Source organism: Natronorubrum halobium, from assembly GCF_051351675.1.
Lineage (GTDB): Archaea > Halobacteriota > Halobacteria > Halobacteriales > Natrialbaceae > Natronorubrum.
In genome coordinates, this window is sequence record NZ_CP195595.1 from 139,475 (window position 1) to 165,062 (window position 25,588).

The 25,588-nt window shown below is 66.7% G+C and carries 26 protein-coding genes; 15 read left to right on the forward strand and 11 right to left on the reverse strand.

From position 1 onward, the window contains the following. Positions 1-24 precede the first annotated feature (24 nt). Positions 25-630: an undecaprenyl diphosphate synthase family protein gene (locus ACSFC7_RS00610; protein ID WP_436345803.1), complete on the forward strand. Its 606-nt coding sequence runs from the start codon at positions 25-27 to the stop codon at positions 628-630. 108 nt (positions 631-738) lie between these two features. On the opposite strand, the gene ACSFC7_RS00615 is transcribed toward ACSFC7_RS00610, so the two are convergent. Together ACSFC7_RS00615 and uppS are read right to left on the reverse strand one after the other, a co-directional pair. Continuing rightward, positions 739-1,185 carry a DUF7344 domain-containing protein gene (locus ACSFC7_RS00615; RefSeq protein WP_436345805.1) on the reverse strand — a complete coding sequence of 149 codons (447 nt, stop codon included), beginning with the start codon at positions 1,183-1,185 and terminating at the stop codon, positions 739-741. Between the two features lie 90 nt (positions 1,186-1,275). Continuing rightward, on the reverse strand, positions 1,276-2,232 hold the full coding sequence (uppS, locus tag ACSFC7_RS00620; RefSeq protein WP_436345807.1) for a polyprenyl diphosphate synthase: 957 nt from the start codon (positions 2,230-2,232) through the stop codon (positions 1,276-1,278). Between the two features lie 118 nt (positions 2,233-2,350). Here uppS and ACSFC7_RS00625 point away from each other — a divergent pair, with 118 nt between their 5' ends. From ACSFC7_RS00625 to hemA, 4 genes are all read left to right on the forward strand, one after another. After that, entirely contained in the window at positions 2,351-2,755 is a 405-nt protein-coding gene (locus ACSFC7_RS00625; RefSeq protein WP_436345809.1) for a DUF5778 family protein, read from the forward strand. A 105-nt stretch (positions 2,756-2,860) separates the two neighbouring features. Then, positions 2,861-4,000, forward strand: a complete 1,140-nt coding sequence (gene ahbB / locus ACSFC7_RS00630; protein ID WP_436345810.1) for a siroheme decarboxylase subunit beta — start codon at positions 2,861-2,863, stop codon at positions 3,998-4,000. A 29-nt stretch (positions 4,001-4,029) separates the two neighbouring features. Beyond that, positions 4,030-4,686 carry a precorrin-2 dehydrogenase/sirohydrochlorin ferrochelatase family protein gene (locus tag ACSFC7_RS00635; protein ID WP_436345812.1) on the forward strand — a complete coding sequence of 219 codons (657 nt, stop codon included), beginning with the start codon at positions 4,030-4,032 and terminating at the stop codon, positions 4,684-4,686. Then, positions 4,683-6,089, forward strand: coding sequence for a glutamyl-tRNA reductase (gene hemA / locus ACSFC7_RS00640; RefSeq protein ID WP_436345814.1), 1,407 nt, complete (start codon positions 4,683-4,685; stop codon positions 6,087-6,089). Before ACSFC7_RS00635 ends, hemA begins: the two co-directional genes overlap by 4 nt. Before the next feature lie 77 nt (positions 6,090-6,166). Here the strand turns inward: hemA and ACSFC7_RS00645 are convergent, their stop codons facing one another. Beyond that, entirely contained in the window at positions 6,167-6,346 is a 180-nt protein-coding gene (locus ACSFC7_RS00645) for a hypothetical protein (RefSeq protein ID WP_006089840.1), read from the reverse strand. A 116-nt stretch (positions 6,347-6,462) separates the two neighbouring features. Between ACSFC7_RS00645 and ACSFC7_RS00650 the strand changes: the two genes are divergently transcribed. The 4 genes from ACSFC7_RS00650 (at position 6,463) to ACSFC7_RS00665 (ending at position 8,204) form a co-directional block, all read left to right on the forward strand. Beyond that, complete coding sequence (locus ACSFC7_RS00650; RefSeq protein WP_436345816.1) at positions 6,463-6,744, forward strand: 4a-hydroxytetrahydrobiopterin dehydratase; 282 nt, start codon at positions 6,463-6,465, stop codon at positions 6,742-6,744. A 4-nt stretch (positions 6,745-6,748) separates the two neighbouring features. Beyond that, positions 6,749-7,132 (forward strand): LWR-salt protein, encoded by a 384-nt coding sequence (lwrS, locus tag ACSFC7_RS00655; RefSeq protein WP_436345818.1) that lies wholly within the window; start codon positions 6,749-6,751, stop codon positions 7,130-7,132. A 74-nt stretch (positions 7,133-7,206) separates the two neighbouring features. Then, positions 7,207-7,842, forward strand: a complete 636-nt coding sequence (locus tag ACSFC7_RS00660; RefSeq protein WP_436345820.1) for an HAD family hydrolase — start codon at positions 7,207-7,209, stop codon at positions 7,840-7,842. A 158-nt stretch (positions 7,843-8,000) separates the two neighbouring features. Then, on the forward strand, positions 8,001-8,204 hold the full coding sequence (locus ACSFC7_RS00665; RefSeq protein ID WP_436345822.1) for a hypothetical protein: 204 nt from the start codon (positions 8,001-8,003) through the stop codon (positions 8,202-8,204). Positions 8,205-8,288: 84 nt separating this feature from the next. Here ACSFC7_RS00665 and ACSFC7_RS00670 read toward each other — a convergent pair whose 3' ends face one another. From ACSFC7_RS00670 to ACSFC7_RS00690, 5 genes are all read right to left on the reverse strand, one after another. Continuing rightward, complete coding sequence (locus ACSFC7_RS00670; RefSeq protein WP_436345824.1) at positions 8,289-9,836, reverse strand: glycosyl hydrolase family 28-related protein; 1,548 nt, start codon at positions 9,834-9,836, stop codon at positions 8,289-8,291. 2 nt (positions 9,837-9,838) lie between these two features. Beyond that, positions 9,839-9,979, reverse strand: a complete 141-nt coding sequence (locus tag ACSFC7_RS00675) for a hypothetical protein (protein WP_436345825.1) — start codon at positions 9,977-9,979, stop codon at positions 9,839-9,841. 106 nt (positions 9,980-10,085) lie between these two features. Continuing rightward, complete coding sequence (locus ACSFC7_RS00680) at positions 10,086-10,349, reverse strand: glutathione S-transferase N-terminal domain-containing protein (RefSeq protein WP_436345827.1); 264 nt, start codon at positions 10,347-10,349, stop codon at positions 10,086-10,088. Positions 10,350-10,456: 107 nt separating this feature from the next. Beyond that, entirely contained in the window at positions 10,457-11,110 is a 654-nt protein-coding gene (locus ACSFC7_RS00685) for a helix-turn-helix domain-containing protein (RefSeq protein WP_436345829.1), read from the reverse strand. A 128-nt stretch (positions 11,111-11,238) separates the two neighbouring features. After that, positions 11,239-13,221, reverse strand: coding sequence for a molybdopterin biosynthesis protein (locus ACSFC7_RS00690; RefSeq protein ID WP_436345830.1), 1,983 nt, complete (start codon positions 13,219-13,221; stop codon positions 11,239-11,241). A gap of 190 nt (positions 13,222-13,411) precedes the next feature. Here ACSFC7_RS00690 and ACSFC7_RS00695 point away from each other — a divergent pair, with 190 nt between their 5' ends. Further along, positions 13,412-14,890 (forward strand): MATE family efflux transporter, encoded by a 1,479-nt coding sequence (locus ACSFC7_RS00695; RefSeq protein WP_436345832.1) that lies wholly within the window; start codon positions 13,412-13,414, stop codon positions 14,888-14,890. Positions 14,891-14,978: 88 nt separating this feature from the next. On the opposite strand, the gene ACSFC7_RS00700 is transcribed toward ACSFC7_RS00695, so the two are convergent. Continuing rightward, positions 14,979-18,059, reverse strand: coding sequence for a PAS domain-containing protein (locus ACSFC7_RS00700; protein WP_436345834.1), 3,081 nt, complete (start codon positions 18,057-18,059; stop codon positions 14,979-14,981). A gap of 308 nt (positions 18,060-18,367) precedes the next feature. Between ACSFC7_RS00700 and ACSFC7_RS00705 the strand changes: the two genes are divergently transcribed. Further along, on the forward strand, positions 18,368-19,495 hold the full coding sequence (locus ACSFC7_RS00705) for a serine hydrolase domain-containing protein (protein ID WP_436345836.1): 1,128 nt from the start codon (positions 18,368-18,370) through the stop codon (positions 19,493-19,495). An 11-nt stretch (positions 19,496-19,506) separates the two neighbouring features. Here the strand turns inward: ACSFC7_RS00705 and ACSFC7_RS00710 are convergent, their stop codons facing one another. Together ACSFC7_RS00710 and ACSFC7_RS00715 are read right to left on the reverse strand one after the other, a co-directional pair. Continuing rightward, a complete protein-coding gene (locus tag ACSFC7_RS00710) occupies positions 19,507-19,647 on the reverse strand; it encodes a hypothetical protein (RefSeq protein ID WP_436345838.1) in 141 nt (46 codons plus the stop codon). Between the two features lie 136 nt (positions 19,648-19,783). After that, on the reverse strand, positions 19,784-21,109 hold the full coding sequence (locus ACSFC7_RS00715) for a molybdopterin molybdotransferase MoeA (RefSeq protein ID WP_436345840.1): 1,326 nt from the start codon (positions 21,107-21,109) through the stop codon (positions 19,784-19,786). 144 nt (positions 21,110-21,253) lie between these two features. Between ACSFC7_RS00715 and ACSFC7_RS00720 the strand changes: the two genes are divergently transcribed. From ACSFC7_RS00720 to ACSFC7_RS00735, 4 genes are all read left to right on the forward strand, one after another. Next, on the forward strand, positions 21,254-22,075 hold the full coding sequence (locus ACSFC7_RS00720; RefSeq protein ID WP_436345842.1) for an E3 ubiquitin--protein ligase: 822 nt from the start codon (positions 21,254-21,256) through the stop codon (positions 22,073-22,075). A 122-nt stretch (positions 22,076-22,197) separates the two neighbouring features. Beyond that, entirely contained in the window at positions 22,198-22,560 is a 363-nt protein-coding gene (locus ACSFC7_RS00725; protein WP_436345844.1) for an Hsp20/alpha crystallin family protein, read from the forward strand. Positions 22,561-22,636: 76 nt separating this feature from the next. Next, positions 22,637-24,340: an ABC1 kinase family protein gene (locus tag ACSFC7_RS00730; protein WP_436348042.1), complete on the forward strand. Its 1,704-nt coding sequence runs from the start codon at positions 22,637-22,639 to the stop codon at positions 24,338-24,340. 46 nt (positions 24,341-24,386) lie between these two features. After that, the gene (locus ACSFC7_RS00735; protein WP_436345846.1) at positions 24,387-25,472 is read left to right on the forward strand and encodes a hypothetical protein; all 1,086 of its coding nucleotides are present in this window, start codon (positions 24,387-24,389) and stop codon (positions 25,470-25,472) included. Positions 25,473-25,588: the final 116 nt, after the last annotated feature.

The following is a 25,588-nucleotide window of genomic DNA, read 5'->3' on the forward strand; positions in this document are numbered from 1 at the left end:
GCAACGCGCCGGAAACGCAAGGCTGTGGGTCTGTACGAACGGTACCTCGCGGTTCGAATCCGCCGCCACGACGGCACGCTGCCCGACCACGTCGCACTCGTCATCACCGAGCGCGACCTCCTCGAGCGCGGCGCCTACGAGACGCTTACGGAGTTCTTCACGTGGGCGTTCGAGTACGCCTCGCAGGTAACCGTCTACGTGAGCGTCCTCGACGCCGCGGCGGTTCCCGCGCTGCGACGCGAACTCGAGACGATCGACGCGCCGCGGGCGGTGGCGGTTCGGGGACCGGACGATCAGACGCGTGCGGACGCGCCGATCCGAATCGGCATCGGTCTCGGCGGCAAACACGAGTTCACCAGCGCCGTCCGGACGCTCGCGGAACGCGTCGACGACGGCGACCTCGATCCAGACGAGATCGACGACGAACGGGTCGAGGAGCACCTCATCTTCCCGACCGAACCCGATCTCGTGATCAAGACCGGTGCCGAACGGCTCTCGGATTTCATGATCTGGCAGTCGGTCTACTCCGAACTCTACTTCACGGACGTCAACTGGCGGGACTTCCGCAAACGGGACTTCCTGCGGGCGGTCCGGGAGTACTGCAACCGATCGCGACGATACGGTCAGTAGACGACGGGACTCTCTCGCCGCAGAAGGGAGCGTCCCGTTCACTCGAACGCGATACCGAGGCGAAGACGGCCGAATCCGATTCCTGCGTGACCTGACGATGGGAAACGGCTACTTTCTCGAGTCGCGCGCATCGAACGATTCGGTTCCGTCGCTACCGATCGTCCCTGTCGGGTCGTCGTTGCCGATCGTCGCTACGGAGTCGTCGCCGTCCGCCGTATCTAGCGTCGCTCCGATGGGGTCCTCGAGATCGACGATGGGGCCGTCCAGGTGGACGGTTCCCGACCGGAGTTCGTACTCGAGGATGCCGTGGGCCTCGAGCTTCGGCAGGACGACGTGGACGAGCGAGATCTGGGCCGAGGACGGCGATTGCTCGGGGTCCAGTCGAGCGACCGCCGCCGCCAGTCGCTCGAGCGAGGGCTCCGGCCCGGCCGTCGACAGGACGTGAAGGCCGATCCGAAGACGGCTACTCGCGAGGAGGGAATAGGCTGTCTCGATCGAAACCCCAGTTAATCGCGTGAATCGATCGACGTCGACTGGAGTGTGAGACGTTGGCATGTCACCTAGTGATGCGGGAATAACGGATAAAATCCTTGTGGTGAAGCAACAGGTTTGCTCGATCCACCGCTCGAGTCGAGGTCGACGCCCTCAGTCGGCGGCCTGCCCGCTCGAGTCGAGGTCGTCGATCTGCCCGTTCTCGACGGCCTCGAGGTCGTCCGGATCGGGCTGTTCGGCCGTCGGCAGCGAGTCGCGGAACCGCTCGACGATCGACTGGGCTTCGACGAGTTCGGGGTCGCTGACGGCGCCGAGCAGGGCGAGTGCGCGCCGGGCGCGGGTCCGTCGCCAGGACTCCTCGCGGTGTTCGTAGGTTCGAATGCCCCGGAGGAAGTCGGCCTTCGAGAACTCCGGCCAGTAGGGCGTACAGAAGAAGACCGCCGCCTCGTTGCCGTTGGCGTGCCACGGGAGGAAGTTCGAGGTCCGCTCGTCACCCCCCGTCCGGATGATCAGGTCGACGTCTCGAACCGGCTGGTCGTAGAGTCGGTCCTCGATCGTCTCGACGTCGATCGCGTCCGGCTCGAGGGTGCCCGCTTCGACGTCGCTGGCGACGCCCTGAACCGCTTCGAGCAGTTGCGATCGCCCGCCGTAGGCGAGCGCGATGTTGAGGACGAAGCGATCGTAGCCGCGGGTCTGCCGTTCGGCGTAGTCGACGGCGTCGCGCACCCGTTCGGGGAGGCGGTCGACCTCGCCGATCACTCGAATTCGAACCTCGTTCTCGTGGACGCGGTCGGCGTCGGCGAACTCCCGGAGTTTCTCACAGAGGAGATCGAACAGCGCCTGATTCTCCTCGTCCGGGCGGTCGAAGTTCTCCGTCGAGAACGCGTACAGCGTCAACTCTTCGACGCCGACGTCCTGACACCACTCGAGGACGCGCTCGGTCGTTTTGGCCCCCTCACGGTGGCCGTCGGTCGCGTCGTCTCCCTTGCGGCGAGCGTATCGTCGGTTGCCGTCCTGAATCACCGCGACGTGCGTCGGTGCGCCGGAAATCTCCCTCGAGAGCACCTCTTCGTAGACCGAGTCGACGCGCTGCCGGAGCCACCGCTTCATTGCTCGACAAAAGGTCACCTATCCCTATGTGTCTTGCGTGGTGTCTGCCAGCATGAGAACAACGATCCATTCCCGGAAATCGTGACGGCTATCCGTTCGGGCGTCTTCGTGTCGACCAATGGCAGACGCGATCGACGACGACCTCTATCAGCGGACCAAACGGCTCCTCGAGCCGGGCGAGATCGACCTCAACGGCGCCATCGTCCACACCGATCACGACGGACAGGAAGACGTCCAGATGATGCAGGCCACGCTCGACGTCGGCGACATCATCGCCGAGCGCTCGGGGCACGACCCGGAGGACTGCTACGTCTACTCGGGCAACGACGACCCCGACTTCTCCTCGAACCAACACCAGGGGCTCACCCTCGAGGACGAGGAGTTCGTCTGGGAGTGCCAGCAACTGCTGCACCAGGGGAGTTTCGATATCGTCATCTACTATCGAGCGAGCGCCGACCACGAGGCGATCCTCGAGGACATCCGCGAACTCGGCTACGAGGTCACAGGCGTCGAAGGCGACTAACGGCTCCGGCGAAACGGCCAGTCTTTTCGGCGTCGGAACTCCGCAGAGCCCGCTCGAGCGGACCGTCCCGGTTCGCTTATGCCGCGGGACTACCGAACGGACAGTATGAGTACGGACGTCGAACTGTCTGAACGCGAACGGGCGGTCGTCAACGCCTTTCAGGGCGGCTTTCCCGTCGTGGAACGGCCCTTCGGACCCGCCGCTGCGGCCATGCGCGACCGCGGGGTCGACACGGGCGCGACCGCGTTACTCGAGACGGTTCGCGAGTTAGACGAGCGGGGCGTCCTCTCGCGGTTCGGCCCGCTGGTCAACGCCCAGGAGATCGGCGGCGCGGCGACGCTGGTCGCCACGCACGCCCCCGCGGATCGCTTCGACGAGGTCGTCGACGCCGTCAACGCCCACCGCGAGGTCGCGCACAACTACGAGCGCGAACACCCGCACCTGAACGTCTGGTTCGTCGTCAGCGTCGCGGACGAGGAGCGGGTCGACGAAGTGCTCGCGGACATCGAAGCCGAGACCGGCCAGGAGACGTACAACCTCCCGAAGGAACAGGAGTTCCGCGTCGAGGCGAAGTTCTACGTCGACGGCCCGCTCGACGGCTCCGGCGACGACGAAGCGGAGAGGGCCGGCGTCGACTGCCCGCTCGACGGCTCCGGCGACGACGAAGCGGAGAGGGCCGGCGTCGACTGCACCGATCTCGGCCCCGACGTCACGTCGACCGACGAATCCACGCTGACGCCGGCCGAACGCGACCTCGTCCTCGAGGTGCAGGACGGCCTGCCGCTGACCGAAACGCCCTACGCGGACGTCGCCGACGCCATCGATCAGGATCTCGAGTGGGTCCTCGAGACGATCAAGCGATTCGAACGGGAGGGCAAGATCCGGCGCATCGGCGTCGTCCCGAACCACTACGCGCTGGGCTATACGGAGAACGGAATGACGGTCTGGAACGTCCCGGACGACCTCGTGAGCGAGGTCGGTCCCGAGGTCGCCGCCCTCCCCTTCGTCACGCACTGCTACCGGCGCCCGCGCCACGAGGGCGTCTGGCCGTACAACTTCTTCGCGATGACCCACGGCCGCAGCGAGGCGGAGAGTCAGCGGCGGATCGAACGGGTCCGCGAGACGATGGCCGAGTACTGGGACGTCGGCCCCGACGACTGGGACTCGCTGTTCTCCACGCAAATATTGAAGAAGACGGGCATTCGTATGGCGGAGCGTGCCGAAGCCAACACTGAATCCAGGTAACGAACGGTGTTCGAAACCCAACTCACAGGATGATTCCACTCTTGCACGATTTCACGGGCGCGACGGTGCTCGTCTTCGGCGGCGGCCCGGTCGGGGCGCGGAAGGCCCGCCGCTTCGCCCGCGAAGCCGAGGTCCTCGTCGTCAGCCCCGAGTTCGCCGATCGGGACTTCGGCGGTGCCGAACTGATACGGTCCGCCCCCGAACCCGCCGAGATCGGCGACTGGCTCGAGCGAACCGGGCCGGCGCTGGTCGTCGCCGCCACGAGCGACGAGGCGATCAACGAGGCCGTCGCGACGGCCGCTCGAGACCGCGGTATCCTCGTCAACCGCGCGGATCGCTCCGGCGAGCGCGATCCGGGCAGCGTCGTCGTGCCGGCGACCGTCCGCGAGGATCCCGTGATCGTCTCGATCGCGACCGGCGGGACGGCACCGGCACTGAGCAAGCACCTCCGACAGGAACTCGAGGAGACACTTGCCGGAGCAGGCGAGATGGCACGGACCTGCGGAGCGCTCCGCACCGAGCTCAAATCCCGGGACGTTCCGCCGGAGCGACGACGCCGGATCGTCACCGACCTCGTCAATTCTCCGGCCGTTTGGACAGCTTTACGTACGGGTACTTCCAACTGTGGCCAAGTGATCGAGGACGTGCTGAACGAGGAACTGCCCGCCGGGGGTGACCGACCGTGATTCCGGCGGGGGTCGTGACCGCCGGACGAGTAACACACGAGAGCGGTAGCGTCGACGATATCGCCGCCGCGAGTCCCGAGAGCCAGCGGGCCGGCATCGCCGACCTGCTCACCGTTCCGGCGGTCGAGGAGGCGTACGTCCTCTCGACGTGTAACCGAGTCGAGGCCTACGTCGTCGCGACCGACGCCGCCGTCGGCCGGGCCGCACTCGAGGAGTTTTTCGCGACCGTGACCGACGACGCCGTCGTCGTCACCGACCACGACGAGAGCCTGCGCCACCTGCTGTCCGTCGCCAGCGGCCTCGAGTCGGTCGTCCTGGGCGAGGACCAGATCCTCGGACAGGTTCGGACCGCCTACGAGGACGCCCGGAACGCCGGCGGCATCGGCGAGATGCTCGAGGCCGCCGTCACGAAGGCGATTCACGTCGGCGAACGCGCCCGGACCGAGACCGAGATCAACGAAGGCATCGTCTCGCTCGGCTCGGCGGCGACGAAACTCGCCGCCGAGAGCGTCCCGCTCGAGCGCGCGACCTCGCTCGTCGTCGGCGCCGGCGAGATGGGGCGACTCGCGGCTCGCAGCCTCGCGGACGCCGGCGTCGAGGAAGTCGTCGTCGCGAACCGAACCGTCTCGCACGCCGAACACCTCGCGAACGAACTCGAGACCGACACCAGCGCCGCACCGCTGTCGGCACTCGATCAGTTCGCGAGCGACGTCGACGTGGTCGTCACGGCGACCGGCAGCGATGAACCGATCCTCGATGCGCAGCATTTCGAATCGGACGGCGGTACGGACGTCGCCGACCGCGGCGAAGGGGACGATGCGACCGACTGCGCGAACGAGGGTGACGACGGAGTCGACGAGCCCGCCGAGCGGGTCGTCGTCGACCTCGGGCAACCCCGCGACGTCGCGCCAACGGCTGCCTCGGTGTCGACCGTGACCGTCTACGATCTGGACGATCTCGAGTCGATCACCGCGGAGACCCGCGAGCAGCGCGCCGACGCGGCCCGCGAGGTCGAAGCGATGGTCGACCGCGAGTTCGACCTGCTCTGCGAGCAGTACAAGCGCGCTCGAGCGGACGAGGTGATCGCCGCGATGTACGAGTCCGCCGAGCGACTGAAGAAGCGAGAACTCGAGACCGCGCTCTCCCGACTCGAGGGGGAGGAGTTCTCGCGGGAACAGCGCGAGGTCGTCGAGGCGATGGCCGACGCGCTGGTCAACCAGTTGCTCGCCCCGCCGACGAAGAGCCTGCGGGAAGCGGCGGCCGAAGACGACTGGAGTACGATCAACACCGCACTCCAGTTGTTCGATCCCGACTTTGGCGGCGACGACGGGCCGTTGGCGCCGTCATTCACCGCGGGTGCGGCGGCCACCGAGACGCAACTCGAGGCGACGGACGACGATTAGCGAGACCGACACGAACGCGTGCATTACGTCGTACCGGCTTTTTTGACCGCTCATCGTGTCCGGGTGTAGCGATCCCGTCAGTGCCAGAGCTTCGTCGCATCGACGACCTCGAGGTCGTCGTCGGCTTCGACTTCCCAGATCCGGACGACGAGGTGTGCCTTACAGTAGTACTCGGTGGTCTCGATGCCCGTATGCCCGTTTCTGAGGACGAGCTGGCAGGTATCATCGTTCGAACAATCTCCTGTCCGGTCACACATTACACTGCCAGCACGTACTCCACTCGTCGGTAAGTCCCTGTCGGTGGTGTGCGTTTTTCGGCCAGACGACCTCGCGCGGCACAATCATTATTTGATTGGGTTGCGTTCGCCCGACTATGGCCGATCTGCTTTCCGACGACGAAATCGACGCGCAGCTCCCCGACGAGTGGACCCAGGAGGGCGACGAGATCGTTCGAAAATACGGGTTCAGCGACTACCTTCGCGGCGTCAACTTCGCCCAGATGGTCGGCGAAATCGCCGAAGCGCAGTTCCACCACCCCGAGATCATCATCCGGTATGAGGAGGTCGAGATCCGGCTCACCTCCCACGAGGAAGGCGGCATTACGGACGCTGACACCGAGATGGCGGAGCTGATCGAATCCGAGAAGAACGCCTGAGCAGATGGAGGCACGGTACGTCTTCCGCGCGGAGGTCCGTCTCGAGCCCGATCAGCCGTCGGTTCGGCTCGACCCGTCGACGGCCGAGACGACGGTCACCGTCTTTCACGAGACTCCCGAACCGGACACCGAGGGCTGGCTGTTCTTCCGGGATACGCTGTGGCGCGGCGAGGTGAGCGACGCGGCCTACGGTCGGCAACTCGTCGAGGAGTGGCTCGGCGACCCCGTCGAGTCGGTCTCGTTTCGCGAACTCCAGGTCGACCAGGAGTACTTCGCGGCCATGAAAGACGCCATCGCGGCCGACCTCGAGGCGTTCAACGCCGAGAACGTCTCGGAAGTGCTCTCGAAGTATCTGGGCTCGAGCATTCGAGTCACCGACACGGAGTGACCGCGAGGGAGTTCGTGACCGACGATCCTACAGGCGATACATCTTTAGTCGAGACGCACGTATCTCGGCGTCCGATGGACGACGACGATCCGTACGATTTCTGGCTGCTCGACCTCGACGGGACGCTCGTCGACGTCGAGTGGTCGTACACCCGCGACGTGTTCGACCGGGTCGGCGACCGGGTCGGTCGCGAGTTCACCGACCGCGAGGCCGACATCCTCTGGAGCGGCCTGACCGGGTCTCGGGACCGCCAACTTCTGGAGTGGGGTCTCGATCCACAGGCGTTCTGGGAGGCCTTCCACGACGAGGAGGATCCGCTGGTGCGGGCCGAACAGACCTACCTCCACGAGGACGCCGAGTTCGTCACCGACCTCGACGTTCCGGTCGGCCTCGTCACGCACTGCCAGGAGTTCCTCTGCGAGCCGGTCCTCGATCACCTCGACATTCACGACTGGTTCGACGCGCGCCTGTGCTGTACCGAGCAGACGGGCTGGAAGCCCGATCCGACGCCCGTCCAGTCCGTGATGGACGACCTCGGGGTCGGCGAGAACGGCCACAAGGGCGTCCTCGCGGGGGACGGCGCCAACGACGTCGGGGCGGCCTGGAACGCCGGCCTCGACGCCATCCACGTCGAACGCGTCGGCCACGATCGGCGAGGGCTCTGCGTTCTCGGCGACTATCGCGTTCGCTCGTTCGACGATCTGTTCTGATCGGCCCGTCGATTCGCGGGACTCGAGTTAGCGGCCGTAATACGGCAGTTCGACGGGCGGTATTCCGTTCGTAGCGCCCTTCGAATCGGATCGAGTCCTGAGTAATGCAATACCAAAAAAGATTCACGAGCGTACGCTAAGCTGGAAGCAGAGACGCGATGAAATACTGCCTCACCTGTGACTGGCACACGAGCGAGACCGACGAGCCATCCAGTAGCGTTCGCTCGCGCCGGGCGATCGAACACTACGTCGAGACGGGGCACACGATCGACTCGAGCGACGGCGTCGTCCCGCCGCGGCTTCCCGATCTCCCCGACGAGGTCTTCGTCCGGGATCTGATTCCCGCTCCCTCGAGCGACTGATCGACCGCGGTTGCGCTGTTCGACGCGAGTTTTTGCGGCGACTGCTACGGAGGCACGTCCTCGAGGCGGCGAAACGAGTGACGACTATCCCGACGACGTCCACTCCCGAATCTCTCCGTCGACGACGACCTCGTCTCCAACGTCGTCGAACGTGACGCCGCCGTAAGCGACGCTACTGCCCGGACCCGAGTAGATGCCCGCCGTTCCGCAGTCGGCCGCGCGAGCGGTCGTGAGCGTGACGTCGACGTTCTCTCGGAATCGGAACGACTGATGTCTCGCTCCCGTCGCCGTGACGGTACTCAGCTTCAGGTCGTCCGTGTCGTCGAACACCATCGCGTTCGTAAACGCGCCGTCGACGATGACGTTCGTGATTTTCGCGCCGTCGAACCCGCTCGCGTAGAGCCCCGATCCGGCGGCCAGCCCCTTGTCGTCGGTCCTGATCGTGACGTTGTCGATCGTCAACTCCCGCCGACCGCTCTCGACGCGACCCAACGAGATCCCTCTCGCGTTTTCGATACACGAGACGCGGTCGATCGTCAGATCCGCGATCAGGTCGCCGGTGTCGGCCCTGATCGCCGAGTGCTGGCAACCGGTGATGTAGCCGTCGCTGATGGTGATCGACTCATTTCCGTCGCGGTGAATGTGAACGCCGTAGTCGGGGTCGTTCTCCGGATCGATCTCGAAGTTCGTCAGCGTACAGTTTTTCGTCGGGGTGTCGTCGGCCGTCGCGGGGCGCTGGCCCTTCCCGTTCCACACGCTATTCCACCCCGTTTCCGCGTTCTGGTTGTCGAACTGTACCGGCGCGTCCGAACCCCCCTCGCCGCCGCGAGTCGCCCAGTAGCCGTCCACGACGACGTTTTTGGACGAGACGACGTCGATGTGGTGGTAGTAGATGCCGTCGCCGTGGATCTTCTCCAGACGGACGTTTTCCGCGTGTGCGGGCATGATCCCGTTCGACTCCGGCGCGTCGATTCGAATGTTGCAGACGCCCCAGTTCGAGGCCCCATCGTACCCGGTCGCGTCGTAGCCCCTGTTGGAGAGGAGCGCCCGTCCTTCCTCGTCGGCGGGGCGCGGCCCCTCGAAGACGGTCGACCGACCGGCACCCATCAGGAGCGTGTCGTCTCCCACCAGCGGCGTCCGCTCGAGGAGGTACCGGCCCGGCGGGAAGTAGACGATCCCGCCGCCGGCCCGCTCGACCGTCTCGAGCAGTTCGTGGACGGCCTGTCCGACCTCAGTCGATCCGTCGCCCTCGATGCCGTGTGCCTCGACGTTCCAGACGGGAGTTTTCTCGGTCCGCGCGTGGACGAGGGTTGCCGCATCGATGCTCGCCGCGTCGATGGTTGCCGCGTCGACGCGCGTCTCTTCGAAATGGCTCGTTCCCGGAACCGGCTGGTCGTCGCTCCCCCGGCCGCCGAAGTACACCCAGTCGTCGCTCGAGTCGTCCCAGCGCCAGGTGATCCCCTGGTCGGTCGCGTGGTAAAGTTCGTCGTCGTACTCGCCCGCCGCCGGACGCTCGGCGATGGGGCCGTGGACGATCGCGCGCTCGTCGACCGCCTCGACCGTGTCGGTGTGGTCCCACTCGTCGCCCGGGTCGTACGTCCCCAGCCCGAGTCGGGGTGTTTCGTCGGCCACGATCAGTCGGTTCCGTATCCGTAGCCGTACGCCGTCCCGTATCCGGAGTGGACAGTCCTGATTCCCGAACACCCCGCGAGCGTAACGCAACCGCCGGACACTGCGACGAGGAGGCCCCGCCGTCGCAGCGCTGTACTATTCATACCACCCGACTATCCCGATACCGTATAAAAATAGTCATGCAGTGAGCAGATCTACAAACCGTCGATCGCGCCCTGCGTAGAACGGACCGTCCGTACCGTACTGACGCTACGCGTAGTGTTCTTCGAGGTAGTCGACGATGTCCTCGCTCTCGTAGAGCGCCTCCTGTCGGTCGGTGTCGACGAGGAACGGAATCGAGTCCTCGCCGCCCAGTTCGGTCATCACCTGTCGGGCCTGTTCGTTGAGCACGTCTCCGCCCTCGTTACCGGGACGACGCGGGTTGTGGACCACGTACGAGACGCCGAGGTCGGTGAGTTTCTCGCGAACGTCGGCGCTGTGCGGACAGCCTTCCGCCTGATAGAGTTCGAGCATGCCACGAACACCGTCGCCGCTGAGGGCCGTAAACGTTGGCCGCGCACACTCTGCCGTCCGCGGAGACGGTACGTTATCGGTCGTAACTGGCCGCCGGAAGGAGATGCTCACCTGGCGTTCGACTGCTCGCTCGCCGGCTGGAGTTCGTCGTCCACCAGCGTCTCGTAGGCGCGTCGGAACCGTTCGGAGAGGGCCTGATGGGAAATTCCCAGCTCGTCGGCCAGTTCCTCCATCGAGATGTCCCGCGGAATCTCGAAGTAGCCGTGCTCGAGCGCCGCCTCGAGCGCCTCCTGTTGCTGGGGCGTCAGCCGCGTCTCGTTGCCCGTGACGCTGCTGACGTCGCTCACCCGGCGCAGATCGACGGAGATTCCGGACGCCTCGAGGCGGTCGTACGCCTCGACGAGCGTGTCCCGGTCGGGAAACCGGACTCTGACCTGCCACCAGCCGTCGGTGCCCCACATCTCGAGGACGGAGCCGCCCTTCGCGAGCAGTTCGTCGCGGAGTCGAATCGTGCCGTCGACGAAGGTCACGTCGAACAGCAGTCGCGACTGGGTTTCGACGAGCAGTTCGTAGGCGGCGACGGAGGGATCGATCTCGAAGGCCTCTTCGGCCGTCTCGCGGTCGACGTCGGAGACCCAGAGGGAGGGGCACGTTTTCGATACCGAGGACTCGAGTTCGAACGTCGCTTCGGGCGCGTGTTCGAGTGCCGTCCCCAGTGTCGTCTGCGCTGCTGGTAGCCGGAACTCGGCTATCGTCGACATCACGACCTGTACATCACACTGGCGTAAAAAGCGCTGTTCTTGCAGTGCTGACTGTCAACTACGCTGATATCGGTTCGAATCGGTCGGCGCTTACTGCCGGACCGCCATCACGTCGCGGTCGCTATCGGTTACCGCTCGGCGTCGGTTCGAGTCTCGGATGCGAGCAGCGCCTCGAGTTCGCGAACGCTCGCCTTGCCCGTCCGATCGGGGTTCGCGAGCACCCGGACGGGCTGTTCGCCGAGGGAGACGAACGCGAGATCGAGCCGCTCGGCGGTCTCGCGCAGACCGAGAGCGACGTCGGCATCGCCCGCGATCACCTTTCGCGCGGGACTCTCGTGGGCTCGAAGCCCGAGATCGAAGCCGTCGATCGCCTCGCGGAGATCGTGAGGAGCGACACCGCGTTCCTCCGCGAGGTCGTCGACTGCGGCCTCGAGGCTCGATCTTAGCCCCGAGTCCGTCGTCCGGTTGACGAAGCGCAGGTCGCGATCGACCAGATCGGCGAGGTCCTCTACCTCCGCGGGGTTGCCGGGACGAACGATCAGCCCCCACTCGCGGCGCCAGCCGCCGAGTTCGTCGGCCTCGCTTTCGTGATCGGTCGGCCCTGCGACGACCGCGACGTCCGGCACGCCCTCGCGCAGTCGGCGCAGCCCCGGCCGGGAGCCGACCGACAGATAGCGCGGGTTCTCGAGACTATCGAGCAGTCGGTTCAGCGTCGGATCGTCCTCGCCGACGCCGAGCAGCGTGGGGGGCCGGACGTCCGGCGAAAAGAGCTGGACGGTGACGGGTTCGCCCGCCTCGAGGTAGTCGGTCTCGGGGCCGACTTCCACGACGCCGTCGGCTTCGGCGAGACTGGTCGTCGCGCCGCTACCCTTGTCGACGGGGTAGACGAGCGGGTCGTCGTCGGCGTCCTGAACCAGTCCGACGGGCATGAGCCGAAGCCGTCCTTCGCCGTAGCGTTCCTGTCTGGCCATCCGTCCCGAAACCGTCGCCGCTTTCGGCTCGGGCAGCCCTGCGGCCTCGCGGATCGCCGGCGCGACGAACGTTCGAAAGACCATCATCGCGGAGACGGGGTAGCCGGGGAGACCGATGTACGCGGATCCCTGCAGTCGACCGACGAGCATCGGCTTTCCGGGTTTGACGCTGACGCCGTGGAGCAGCAGTTCGCCCTGCTCCTCGATCACGCGGTAGATGACGTCGACCGCGCTCGCGCTGGTCGACCCCGAGGAGAGCACCAGATCGCACTCGTCGGCGGCCTCCCGGAGCACGCGCTCCATCTCGGCCTGCTCGTCGCCGGCGTGGGGGTAGAGCACCGCTTCGCCGCCGGCGTCCTCGACCCCTGCGGCGATCGTGTAGCTGTTCACGTCGTAGATCTCGCCGCGGTCGCTCTCGAGGTCGCCGCCCGGCCGGACGAGTTCGTCGCCCGTCGAGACGATGCCGACCGCGGGTCGTCCGCGAACGGGTACCTCGTCGATCCCGAGCGCAGAGAGCAGTCCGACGTCCCGCGGCGTGATTCGGGTCCCGGGACCGAGCGCCCGCTCGCCGGCGGCGACGTCGGCACCGGCGAACATGACGTTGTCGCCGGGTGCGACCGAGGTGCGGATCAGCACGTCGTTCGCCCCACCACCGTCGGTTTCGTCCGTGCTCGCGGTTTCACCGTCGTTTCGCGGCTCACCCGCTCGACTGTTCGCGGAACTTCGTTCCGCGCTACTCGCTCGTTCTGTCGACATATTGTCGACGCGATCTGTGCGCTCGACTGGGACCATCGCGTCCGCGCCGTCGGGCATCACCGCACCGGTCGAGATTTCGACGGCCTGCCCCTCCTCGAGTTCGACGTCGGGTTTCTCCCCGGCGTGGACTGCCCCGACTATCTCGAGTCGCGCCGGATCGGCCTCGTCGGCACCGAACGTCTCTCGCGCCCGAAGGGCGTAGCCGTCCAGACTCGCCCGGTCGAACCCCGGCACGTCGAGTTCGGCGTCGAGTCGTGCGACGAGCACCCGGCCGCGGGCGTCCTCGAGCGAGACGCGCTCGATGCCGCCCTCGAGCGAGAGCGAGTCGATCGCCTCGCGCGCCTCCGCGGGGGAGGCGAGATCGCGAAACTCCTTGCGTTCCATACTCGCAGTTGAGGCGCCGAGGATAAAAAGGTCGGTCGACTGGGGATGCGGTGTGTGACTCGAGGGCACGATATCGAACGGACGGATATCCAATGAACGATAATGCTGTAAAATCTCGGGAAAATGAGAACCTCTACCGATACATTCGACGATATCAAGCCCTTTACCGCCAGAACCCAAACCAGCGTTCGTGTCTTTTCGATGGAGTAACCTCCCGAATCCGTTCCGGTGGCTGCTGCTCTCGGTCGGCTCGCTGCTCGCGCGATTCGGGGTGATCGAGCCGCGACGCGTCGAGCGAACGACCGACCTCGCCTGGCCGCGGATCGTGACGGGGCTCGCCCGGATGTCGAAATCCGCGGCGGACGTCGCCATGGTCGGGATCGCCCTCGGGCCGGCAGCGATCGCTGGCATCGGACTCGCGACCCCCTTCTGGGGGCTGGCGTTCGGAATCGGCGGCGGCATCGCCGGAGCGACGATCGGGCTGGTCTCCCAGCGCTACACCGGCGGCACCGCCGAGCAGGTCTCGCTGGCGGTGACGACCAGCGGTCTCGTCGTCGCCGCGATCATGCTCCCGCTCGCCGCCCTCTACTGGATCGTTCCCGGTCGGTTGATCGCGCTCATCGGGAACGACGCCGCGTCGATCGCCTACGGTGCGGAGTATCTCAAAGTCGTCGCCATCGGCGTCCCGTTCGCGGCGCTGAACCTCATCGGCAGCCGAACGCTCGTCGGCGCCGACGACGCGTGGACGCCGATGATGCTCCGGACGGGCGGCGCGATCGTCAACGTCGGGCTCAACGCGGTGTTGATATTCGGACTGGGAATGGGCGTCGTCGGCGCGGCGATCGGGACCGTCGTCGCGAACGTCCTCGTCCTGGCCGCGTTCGTCGTCGGATTCGCCGCCGGCCGACTGCCGCTGATCGGCGAGTTCCCGGTCACCCTCAGTCTCGTGCGGCCGCACACGACGCTCGAGGACGTCCGCGACGTCCTCAGCATCGGCACGCCGCTGGTGTTCACGAACGTCGCCCGGCGGGGCGCACAGTTCCCGATGCTCGCTATCGTCGCGCTCTTCGGCCCGAACGTGCTCGCTGCCTACGTCGTCGCGCGCCGGGTTCGGGACCTGATGGACACGCCGGGCTGGGGCTTCTCGCTCGCCTCGAGCAGCCTCGTCGGGCAGGAACTGGGCACCGGTGACGAACGGGCCGCCGACAGCTACGGTCGGGAGGTCCTCTGGTTCGGCGTCGGCGTCTACCTCGTCAGCGCAGCGGTCGTCTTCGTCTTCGCCGAACAGATCGGCCGCGTCTTCGTGGACGATCCGTCGATCCTCCCGCTCGTGACGACGTTCATCGCCGTCGCCTGTATCAGCGTTGTCTTCCGCGGCGTCAGCGGCGGCGCGACCGGCCCCCTCCGCGCCAGCGGTGACACCCGCTGGCCGTTCTACGGCCAACTCCTCGGCCTCTACGTGTTCGCGCTCCCGTTCGCCCTCGTCGGTGCCGTCGCCGTTCCGATCCCCGGACTCGACGTCGTGACGCCGCTCGGTATCGGCGCGCTCTACGCCGCGCTGGTCCTCGAGACGCTCGTCCCCGCCGTCGTCACCTACTACCGGTTCGAGACCGGGACCTGGAAGGCGATCAGTCGGGCGTATCGGCCGGAGTCCGCGCCGAGCGACTGACCGCTCTCATTCGGTTTCGGCGACATCGTCAGTCGCGATCGGTCACTCGAGTCGGTAGCGACCGCTGGCGATACTACTGAGAGCGCCGTTACGTATCGACGGCCGGCAGCGTGAACGAGAACGTCGTCCCCTCGCCGGGCGCCGACTCGACCCAGATGTCGCCGCCGTGGCGCTCGACGATCCGCTCGCAGAGCGCGAGACCGATGCCCGTTCCGGCGTGCTCCTCGCGACTGTGGAGCCGCTGGAACACCTCGAAGATCCGCTCTTCGTCGTCGGGATCGATGCCGATCCCCTCGTCGCGCACCGAAATCTCCCACTCGCGGCCCCGGGGCTCCGCGGTCACGTGCACGCGCGGCGACCCGTCGCCGCTGTACTCGATCGCGTTCTCCAGCAGGTTCTGAAACAGCTGCCGGAGCTGGCTCTCGTCCCCGCTGACGCGCGGGAGCGACGCCGCCGTGATCTCGGCGTCGCTCTCCTCGACCCGGAACTGGAGGTTGTCCAGCGCGTCGTCGAGGACGTCCTCCAGGTCGACCGGTTCGAGCGGATCGCCGCGCGTGTCGACCCGGGAGTACTCGAGGAGGCCGTCGATCATCTCGCGCATCCGGTCGGCGCCGTCGACCGCATAGTCGAGGAACTCCCGCCCGTCCTCGTCGAGTTCGCACTCGTACCGCTTTTCGAGCAGTTGCAGGTAGCTCGAGACCATCCGCAGCGGCTCCTGTAAGTCGTGACTCGCCGCGTACGCGAACTGCTCGAGGCGCTCGTTCGACTCCTCGAGCTTCTCGATCAACTCTTCTAACCGTCGTTCTCGCTGTTTTCGCTCGGTGATATCCTGAACCGCTCCGCGGAGCGAGACGATCTCTCCGTCTTCGATTTCGGGATCCCCCTGGACCCGGAGCCAGCCCACGTCGCCGCTCGGTCTCGGGAAGCGCGTCTCCAGATCGAAGGGCTCGCCGGACTCGAGCGACTCCTCGACGGCGTTTTCGACGATCGCCCGGTCGTCCTCGGTGTAGTAGACGTCGAGCGCCTCGTCCAGCGACGGTTGCTCCTCGTAGGAGACGTCCAAGAGCTCGAAGAGGTGGTCGGACCAGTACGGGTCCCCCGTCTCCGGGTCGACCTCCCAGCCGGCGACGTCGGCGATGCGCTCGGTCTTGTTGAGCAGGTCGAGCGTCCGTTCGAGTTCGCGCTCGCGCTCTTTCCGTTCGGTGACGTCGTTGGCGATGCCGACGATCCGGGTGACGTCATCGCTCTCGTCGTGGACCCGCGTCGCCCGGGCGTGGATCCACCGGCCCTCGCCGTCGGGACGGACGATCCGAAACTCTTCGTCGTACTCCTCGTCGGGAAGCCGGCTCCACGCCTCGAGGACGCGCTCGCGGTCCTCGGGATGGAGTAACTCGGCGAACGCCAGCGGATCCTCGTACAGCGCGTCCCGGTCCTGTCCGTAGACGTCCTCGTAGGTCGGGTTGACGTAGAGGAACTCCTGGGTGTCCGGTGTCGTCATCCAGACGACCTCCTCCAGGTTCTCCGCAACCATCCGGAACTTCGCCTCGCTCTCGCGGAGCCGCCGTGCTATCTTCTTGTGTTCGGTGATATCCTGAACCAGTATCATCCCGGCGAAGATGTCGCCGGCGTCGTTCTCGACCGGCAGCGTGTACGCCTCCCAGTGGCGGTCGTGGAACTCCATCTCGAAGGAGTTGGTGTTCCCGTCGAGTGCGGCCCGAAAGTTCGGTTCGAGCTGTGCGGCCAGTTCCTCCGGGTAGCGCTCCCAGACCGTCTGGCCCACGATCTCCGCCTCCGACGTGTCGATCTCACCGAGTATCTCTCCACCGGCGACCGTGTACCGGAGGTCCTCGTCGAACAGCCCGACGGCACCGTTCGGGAAGTTCTCCGCGAGGGTTCGATAGCGCCGCTCGGACTCCCGGCGCTCGGTGATGTCCTGAGACATTCCCAACGCGGCGAACACGTCTCCGGCGTCGTCCGTGATCGGGACGACCTGGAACCGGTAGATCCGGTCGTTGGATTCGGCCTCGAACGCGCTGGCCGTTCCCTCCTCGATCGCGGCCTCGTAGCGCGGGACGAGTTCGTCGGCTAGGTTCGACGGGAGGATCTCGTCTACCGGTTTTCCTTCAGTCTCCTCGATCGTGACGTCGGCCACGTCGAGCGGGCTTCCGCCGACGGTCTTGTACCGGAGCTCCTCGTCGACCAGCGCGACGGCGCCGTTGGGGAAGTGCTCGACGAGCGTCCGGTACCGGCGTTCGCTCTCCTCGAGTTCGCGCTCGCGCTGTTTGCGCTCGGTGACGTCGCGATCGGAGACGATGATCGACACCACGTCGCCGTCGTCGTTCGTGACGGGCCGGAAGTAGCCGCTAAGGGTGTACTGCTCGCCGTTCGGGCGGGTGAGGTCCGCCTCGAAGTCGACGTACTCTCCGGCCGCGGCTCGCCCGGTCCACTCCTCGACGGCCGCTCCGACGTCGTCCCCCTCACCCCACCAGGGCGTCTCCCAGAAGGGCTCGCCGGTCACGTCCTCGAGATCGGCGTCGATGTACTCCATTGCCGTCCGGTTGATATCCACCACCGTTCCGTCCGGCTCGAGCAGTCCGACGAGGATGTTCGGATCGTCGAAGATCGCGTCGAACCGGCGCTCCGTTCGCGCCTTCTCGATCGCCGACGCGAGCACGTTGGCGACGCTCCGGAGGAACGCGGCGTCGCCATCGGTGAACTCCCGCCGTTCGGTCGCGTACGTCTCCAGTACGCCCCACGGGTCGCCGGCAGGACCGACGGCCGTGCTGACCCCGCTCACGACGTCGTGATCGGAGAGTAATCCGGAGCCGGAGAACCGATCCGCCGTCCCGAGATCGTCGACGACGACCGGACGCTCCGATTCCAACGCGTATCCCGCCGGGGAGTCGCGATCGGCCGGCACGGTCGCCGATCCCACGAGGTCGTCGGGCCAGCCGACCCCCTGCCGGAGGGACAGCTCGTCGCCGTCGGAGCGGAGTTCGAGGGCCGTCGCGTACTCGGTGTCGAGCGCTTCCGTGACGGACGCGCAGGCGTTCCGGAGCAGTTGATCGAGGTCGTCGACCTCGAGTGCCTGCTGGCCGAGGTCGGCGACGACCTCCTGTCGCCGAACCCACTCGTGATTGTCCGTCTCAGCGCCGGCGGTCGAATCCATCTCACAACTGTTAAAACAGCATCCGTGTAAAGGCTTCCCTTCGCATTCACGGATCGATTACGTCCGGTTCCACAGCTTCGTCCGGTTACGACCGGTATCCGACGACCAGTTCGCTCGTGGCTCTCGGCGCGACAGACCTCGAGTTGCGGGTCGAACTCGTCCGCGACGTTCCCACGCCGCTCGTCCCAGTCACCGGAACCGTCGGCGGTCGCGCGAACTCACCCGCCACGGTCAACTCGTTCCGATACCCGCTTTCCGCGACCGTCCGGAGGATAACGATTACAATCCTCCCGCGTGAGTCAGGTGGTATGTCACGACTTACCGCTACCGATCGCGAGCGCATCACCGCCCTCTTCGACCGCCACCTCGAGGTGGGCCTCCATCACGGCGCCCAGTTGGGCCTCTATATCGACGGCGAGCAGGTGCTCGACCTCGCGGGCGGCGTGACGGGACCGGACGGCGGCGACGAGACGACGGAAACGCGCCACGTCCTCTTCTCCAGTACGAAACCGTACGCCGCCGTGACCCTCCACGCGCTCGTCGACGACGGCGAACTCGCGTACGACGACCGGGTCGTCGACCACTGGCCCGAGTTCGCCGACGACGGGACCGAAAAGGCCGAGATCACCGTCCGGCAGGTCCTCAGCCACACGTCGGGACTCAATCGCGGCGAGATCGACGACCGGCCCGATCTCTGGGGCGACTGGGACGCCGTCGTCGAGCACCTCGAGACGATGGAGCCGAACTTCCCGCCGGGCGAACAACCGGCCTACCACGCGCTCACCTTCGGCTGGCTGGTCGGCGAACTCGTGCGCCGGGTATCGGGAACGGCCATCGAGGAGGCCGCCGCCGAGCGCGTGTTCGACCCCCTCGACATGGACGACACCGGCATCGGTCTCCGCGAGGACGAGGACGATACCGTCGCGACGCTGGTCGGCTTCGAGCCGTTCGACCGCTGTCGGGACCCGGGCGAGGGACTCGGGAAGAACGCCGAAGTCGCGGCCCCGTTCAACGCCGAGGAGATCCACCGCGCCGTCATCCCCGCCGCGAACGGCATCGGAACCGCCGGCGACATGGCCCGCTTCTACGCCTGTCTCGCCAACGGCGGCGAACTCGAGGGCACCCGCGTTCTCTCGGCCGAAACGGTCGAGCGGATGACGGCACTCGAGGCCGAGACGGAAGCGGACGGGACGCTCGGTCGCGAAGGACGGTTCGCCCTCGGCTTCTGGAAGGGCGGGACGACGGTCGCTCCCTACGGAACGCTCTCACCCGAGCGGGTGTTCGGTCACGCCGGCCTCGGCAGTAGCGTCGGCTGGGCCGATCCCGAGGAGAATATCGGCTTCTCGTACGTCACGAACGGGGTTCGCGACGGCTCCTACGAGCACGTCGCTCGCGTGAACGCGCTCGCAGACGCGGTTCGACTCGCGCTCGAGTAGGATGGACGCACCTAGACGAGTAGCCAGAAGACGTCTCTGAGCACGACGAGGAGTACTCCCGCCAAGACGACCAACACCAGAAAGGTGAAGAAGATGATCGCGGCCTGTCGTCCGGTGAGCGACTCCCCCTCGAGGAGTTCGGTGAGTTCCATATGTGCAGGGTAGCGAGACAGTGCTATTAATGATGGTGGTCGCGAGTGCGGCGTTCATACGGTCTGCTGTAAGTCATTTCCGGTGCAACCGCGATCGTCCTGCGGTTGCACCGGTAAATCGTTACAGCAAACCGTATCAGCCGTTCGGCTCCCAGTTCTCGACGGCGACCGTCTCGCCTTCGGGGATCCCCTCGCGGTCGTCGTCGACGACCACCCAGCCGTCGGCGAGGGCGACGCTCGAGAGCACGCCCGAGCCGCTGGCTCTGGTCGGCGTCGCGGCGTATCGCGGCTCGTCGGCCTCGAGGTCGGTCGCGTCCGTCTCTCGCGACTCGAGTTGCACCCGCGCGAACGTTCGCGTTCCGGGTTCGCTCGGAATCTTGCGCTCGAGTCGGGCCAGCGTCGTCGGGTGGGGGTCGGGTTCGGTACCCTCGAGCCACCGGAGGACGGGTCGCAGGAACTGAACCGCGTTGACGATACAGGCGACGGGATAGCCGGGTAGCGCGAGGACGGGGGTGTCCTCGACGACGCCCAGGCAGACGGGGTGGCCGGGTTTCAGGCCGACGCCGTGGACGAGCACCTCGCCCAGGTCGTCGATCACTTCGGGCAGGAGATCCCGCTCGCCGACGGAGGAGCCGCCGGTCGTGACGACGACGTCCTTCGTCAGATCCCGCTGGATCGCCACGCGCAGCGACTCGGGGTCGTCGGTGACGACGTCCCGGTACGTCGCGCGGCCGCCCCAGCGCTCGACCAGTCGGGAGACGGTAAGACCGTTCGTCTCGACGACTTCGCCCGGCCCCGGATCGCCCGCCACGAGTTCCTCGCCCGTCGGCACGACGCCGACCGTCGGCCGCGTCGCGACCGACACCTTCGCGTAGCCCGCGGAGCGCAGGAGGCCGAGATCCGACGGGCGCAGTCGGTGGCCCGCCTCGTAGAGCCGTTGCCCCTCCTCGACGTCCTCGCCGATCGGCGCGACGTTCTCCCCCTCCGCGACCGCATCTTCGACCTCGAGTTCGCCCGCGGACTCGAGTGCCGTCACGCGTTCGATCATCACGACGGCGTCAGCGTCCTCGGGGAGAGCGCTCCCGGTGTGGACGCGAGCAGCAATATTGGGTCCGACGCTGGCGTCACCGCCGGTCCCCTCGGCGATGCGGAGCACCTCGGGCGAGCGATCGCTGGCACCGAACGTGTCCGCGGCGCGGACGGCGTAGCCGTCCATCGCGGCCCGCTGATAGTGTGGGACGTTCCGGGCGGATTCGACGGGTGCGGCCAGGACCCGTCCGTCCGCACGCTCGACGTCGATCCGTTCGACGCCCGCCTGCGGCGGGTCGTCGACGCTGGCGTCGTCCCCCTCGTCGAGATCCGCACTCGCCACGACGGCGTCCCTGAGTATCCGACGCGCCTCCGCCACCGGGGTCCGCACCTTGAACCCGGACTCCTTGCGCTCGCTGTCGGCTCCGTCCATACTCAGACTCGGGTCCGCGGGCGACAAAAGCGTAGGGGACCGCCCGGCGTTCCACCGCCTAGCGTTCCCCGCTCGTTTCTCCGCCTATTCCCTCGCCCGTTTCACCACTTATATCGTCCGCCGCCACGCAGGTCTCCGGCAGCGATGACACCGGTCCAACTCGAGCCGCTCTCGGTGGCGTTCCTCGCGATCGGCGGAGCGATCGCGCTCGGCTGTCTCTGGTACGGAATCGCCGAACTTCGGCTCGCGAACCGCGTCCTTCGCTCCCGGCCGGATGCGGTCCTCGACACGCCGAACGGCGGCCGAGTCGAACTTCGCGGGACCGCTACCTCCGCCGGTCGTCTCGTTCGATCCCCGTTTACCGATACGCCGTGTCTCGCCTACACCTACGGCATCGAGGAGCGACGAGACTCGAACAACGGCACGTCGTGGGTGACGATTGCCTCCGGCGACGACTACGTCCCCTTTCGACTCGAGGACGACACGGGGAGCGTCCTGATCGAGCCGCCGGGTGCGGATTTTCGCCTCGAGAACGACACCCGAATCGACGTCGACGGCGGGACGGAGCCGCCGGCGCGGATCGCCCGGTACATCGAGGACAGCGAGGACGTCGACTGTCAGAACAGCGCGATCGATCTCCGGCTGTTCGAACTCAAAACCGGAACGGATCGTCGATTCCGCGAGTGGATCCTCGAGTCCGGCGAAGAGATACACGTACTCGGCGTCGCTCGCTATGACACGACCGTCTCGCGGGACGCCGGACAAGTCAACGCCGCGGTCGGGATCGACGAGGCGGCGCTCTCGGAGAGCCGACTGCTCCGCCTGCGTCACCACCTGTTCGGCGATCCGTTCGTCGTCGCCGACAGCACCGAACGCTGCCTCGGTCTGCGAGCCGGTGCGTACGGTCTCGGCGCCGTGATCCTCGCCGTCGTCGCCGTGGCGGCTGCCGTTCTGTTGGCCGTCTGAACACAGCCACCGTTCGCGCAATTCATCGTCCACTGGTACCACGCAATCAATATTCGAATTCGGTTCCGCTCGAATCGACCGCTACCGCGGCCTTTTTCGTATCGGCGTTCAAACCAGTAGCTATGTCAGCGCTTCGCGACGCACTGCGGGACCTCTCGGAGGACGTCTTCTTCGATCTGCTCGAGAGCGAAGACGCCTACCTGCTCGTTCTCGACGTTCCGGGCGTCTCCGCCGACTCGCTCGATCTGGCGGTCGAAAACGGCCGTATCTCGATCGACGCTCACCGCGAGAAAGAGCCCGAGGACGACTACCGCTACCTCGAGGAGAACCGCTCGCTCTTTCTGGACGTCGACCTCCCGATGCCCGCCGACGCCATCGAGTCGGAGGCGAAGGCGGCCGTCGAACGCGGCGTTCTCGAGTTGACGCTGCCCAAGACGAGAGACGGGGAGATGACGATCGACGTCGTCGAAGAGGACGCCGACTAACGCGGGGTGACCGAGACTGGTCTCCCTCCGCGCGTACAAGCGGTTCGTCCTCGTCGCGTGGCAGTTCCTCCCGTTACTGATCGCCTTCGCCCGTGATCGGCGTCGGTTCCTGCTGTTCGGCCGGTCGCGGCGGGTCGACCCCGAGACCCACCGCCACCGCGCGGAGGTCCTCCTCGAGTCGCTGTTGACCCTCGGGCCGACGTTCATCAAACTCGGCCAGTTGCTCTCGACGCGGCCGGACGTGCTGCCGCCGGCGTACATCGACGTGCTGTCGGCGCTGCAGGACGACGTGCCGCCCGCGGAGTGGGCGGAGGCGAAGGTGGTTCTCGAGGACGAACTCGGCGGTCCGCTCGAGGATCACTTCGCGGCGTTCGAAACCGATGCGATCAGCGGCGCGAGTCTGGGGCAGGTGTACCGAGCGCGCGTCGATCCCGAGGTCGTAGCGGACGGCGGAACGGCGGGCGAGGACGGTGAAGGGGCGATCGGGACCGACGAACCGCCCGTCACGGTCGCGGCCGACGACGCCGGCCGCGAGGTCGCCGTCAAGATCCGGCGACCGAACATCGAGGAACTGGTGAACGCCGACCTGCGCGTGATCAAGTGGTCGCTCCCGATCCTGCTCACCTTCGTCGACGAGTCGCGGTCGTTCTCGCTCGAGAACCTCGCCGACGAGTTCTCGAAGACGATCCGCGAGGAGATGGACTACGAGCGCGAGGCGGCGATGCTCCGGGAGATCCGGACGAACTTCGCCGGCGACGACCGGTTCGTCATCCCCGACGTGATCGAGAGTCACTCGGGGCCGCGCGTGCTCACGATGGAGTACGTCGAGGGGACGAAGATCAACGACGTCGAAGAACTCGAGCGAAAGGGAATCGACCGCACGCGGCTCTCGGAGAACCTGGAGCGGGCGTACCTGCAGATGATCATCGAGGACGGCGTCTTTCACGCCGATCCGCATCCGGGGAACCTCGCGGTGACCGACGACGGGCGGATCGTCTTCTACGACTTCGGGATGTCCGGCCGGGTCGACTCGTTCGTCCAGGAGAAGATCGTCGACTTCTACGTCGCCGTGGCCAACCAGGACATCGACGGCATCCTCGACGCCCTGATCGAGATCGGGACGCTCAGTCCCGACGCCGACCGCGGGGTGATGGCCGAGGTGATGGAGATCGCCATCCAGGACGCCCGCGGCGAGGACGTCGAACAGTACCGGATCAACCAGATCGTCGGCCAGATCGAGGACTCGATCTATGTCTTCCCGTTCCGACTCCCGAAGAACCTCGCGCTGGTCCTCCGGGTCGCGACCGTCGTCGAGGGCGTCTGCGTCACCCTCGATCCGGAGTTCGACTTCATCGACACCGCGACGAACTACCTCACCGAACAGGGCTACCGGGAGGAGACCGCTCGCCAGTACGTCCGGGAGACCGGTCAGCAACTCCGTCGCACCGGGGAGTCGCTCACTCGGCTGGCACCCAAGACCGAACGGGCGCTCGACCGACTGGACCGCGACGACCTCTTCGTCCGGATCGGCGTCGAAGACGAGGGGGACGTCTTCGCGACGTTCGCCAAACGGCTGATCTACGGCATGCTACTGACGATGTCGCTGTTCTCGATGGGGGTCCTGTACGCCCTCGGGGCGCCCGAAGCCAGCGTCGTCGCCGCGGTCTTCTCGTTCGCGGTCTCGATCCAGCTCTACCGATCGTTCCGCGAGCCGCGAACGACCCGCGTCAAACCGCAGTTCACCCGCCAGAACCTGCGCCAGCGGCGCGGAGAGAAGTGAGTGTCCCGTCTGTAACCTTCATTCCCCTGGCACCCGACTAGCCCGTATGGACTACGACCGGATCGCCGATCTGTCGCTGTCGATCGACGCGGTGTCGACCGAACGGCTGGAACGCGAGACCTCGAGCGAATTCACCCGCGTCACCACCGAATTTACGCTGGCCGGACCCGGCCCCGACGATGCCCCGATCCGCGGCCGCGGCGAGGACGTCACCTACGAGACCGCGGAGCACGACGCGCTGGCCGAGTCGGGGCTGTCCGATCTCACCGGCGAGTACACGATCGACTCCTTTTCGTCGCACCTCGAGTCGGTCGACCTGTTCCCGGCGGGCGCACCCGACCGCGAGGTCTTTCGCAACTATCGCCGCTGGGGCCTCGAGAGCGCAGCCCTGGATCTCGCCCTTCGGCAGGCCGGCACCGGTATCGCGAGCGCGCTCGGCCGCTCGCACGACCCCGTTCGGTTCGTCGCCAGCACTCGACTCGGCGAGCCGCCGACGACCGATCGGCTCGAGCGGTTGCGCGAACGCGTTCCCGACCTCGAGTTCAAACTCGATCCGATCCCGGCGTGGGACGACGACGTCGTGCGAGCGATCGACGAACGCGTCGGCACCGAGACGATTCGGATCCTCGACCTCAAGGGCCAGTACGAGGGGACCGATGTCGACGTGCCCGCCGATCCCGACCTCTACCGACGGGTCCTCGAGGCCTTCCCCGACGCCGTCATCGAGGATCCCGCACTAACCGCCGCGACCGAGCCCCTGTTCGACGACGCGGCCGTCCGAAGCCGGGTGTCCTGGGACGCCCCGATCGACGGCCTCGAGGACGTCGAATCGCTCCCGTGGGAGCCCGACTGGCTCAACGTCAAACCCTCCCGGTTCGGCTCGCTCGAGTCGCTGCTCGAGACGATCGCGTACTGCGAGGAGCGCGAGATTCGACTGTACGGCGGCGGCCAGTTCGAACTCGGCGTCGGTCGCGACCACATCCAGACGCTCGCGTCGCTGTACTACCCTGACGGTCCGAACGACGTCGCGCCGCGAGCGTACAACGAGTCCGCGGTCGGGGCCGAACTGCCGGCGAGTCCGCTCGAGCCACCCGCGGAACCGGTCGGGTTTCGGTGGGACGTCGACGCGTAGCCGGACGAGAATCGGCTGGGGAGGACGTGGCGATCACCGCCGCCAGCAGCAAAGCACTCGAGACACGGAACCCGCTCGAATTCGGGTGCGGCAAGTACGCCGATCGAGTGCCCAGT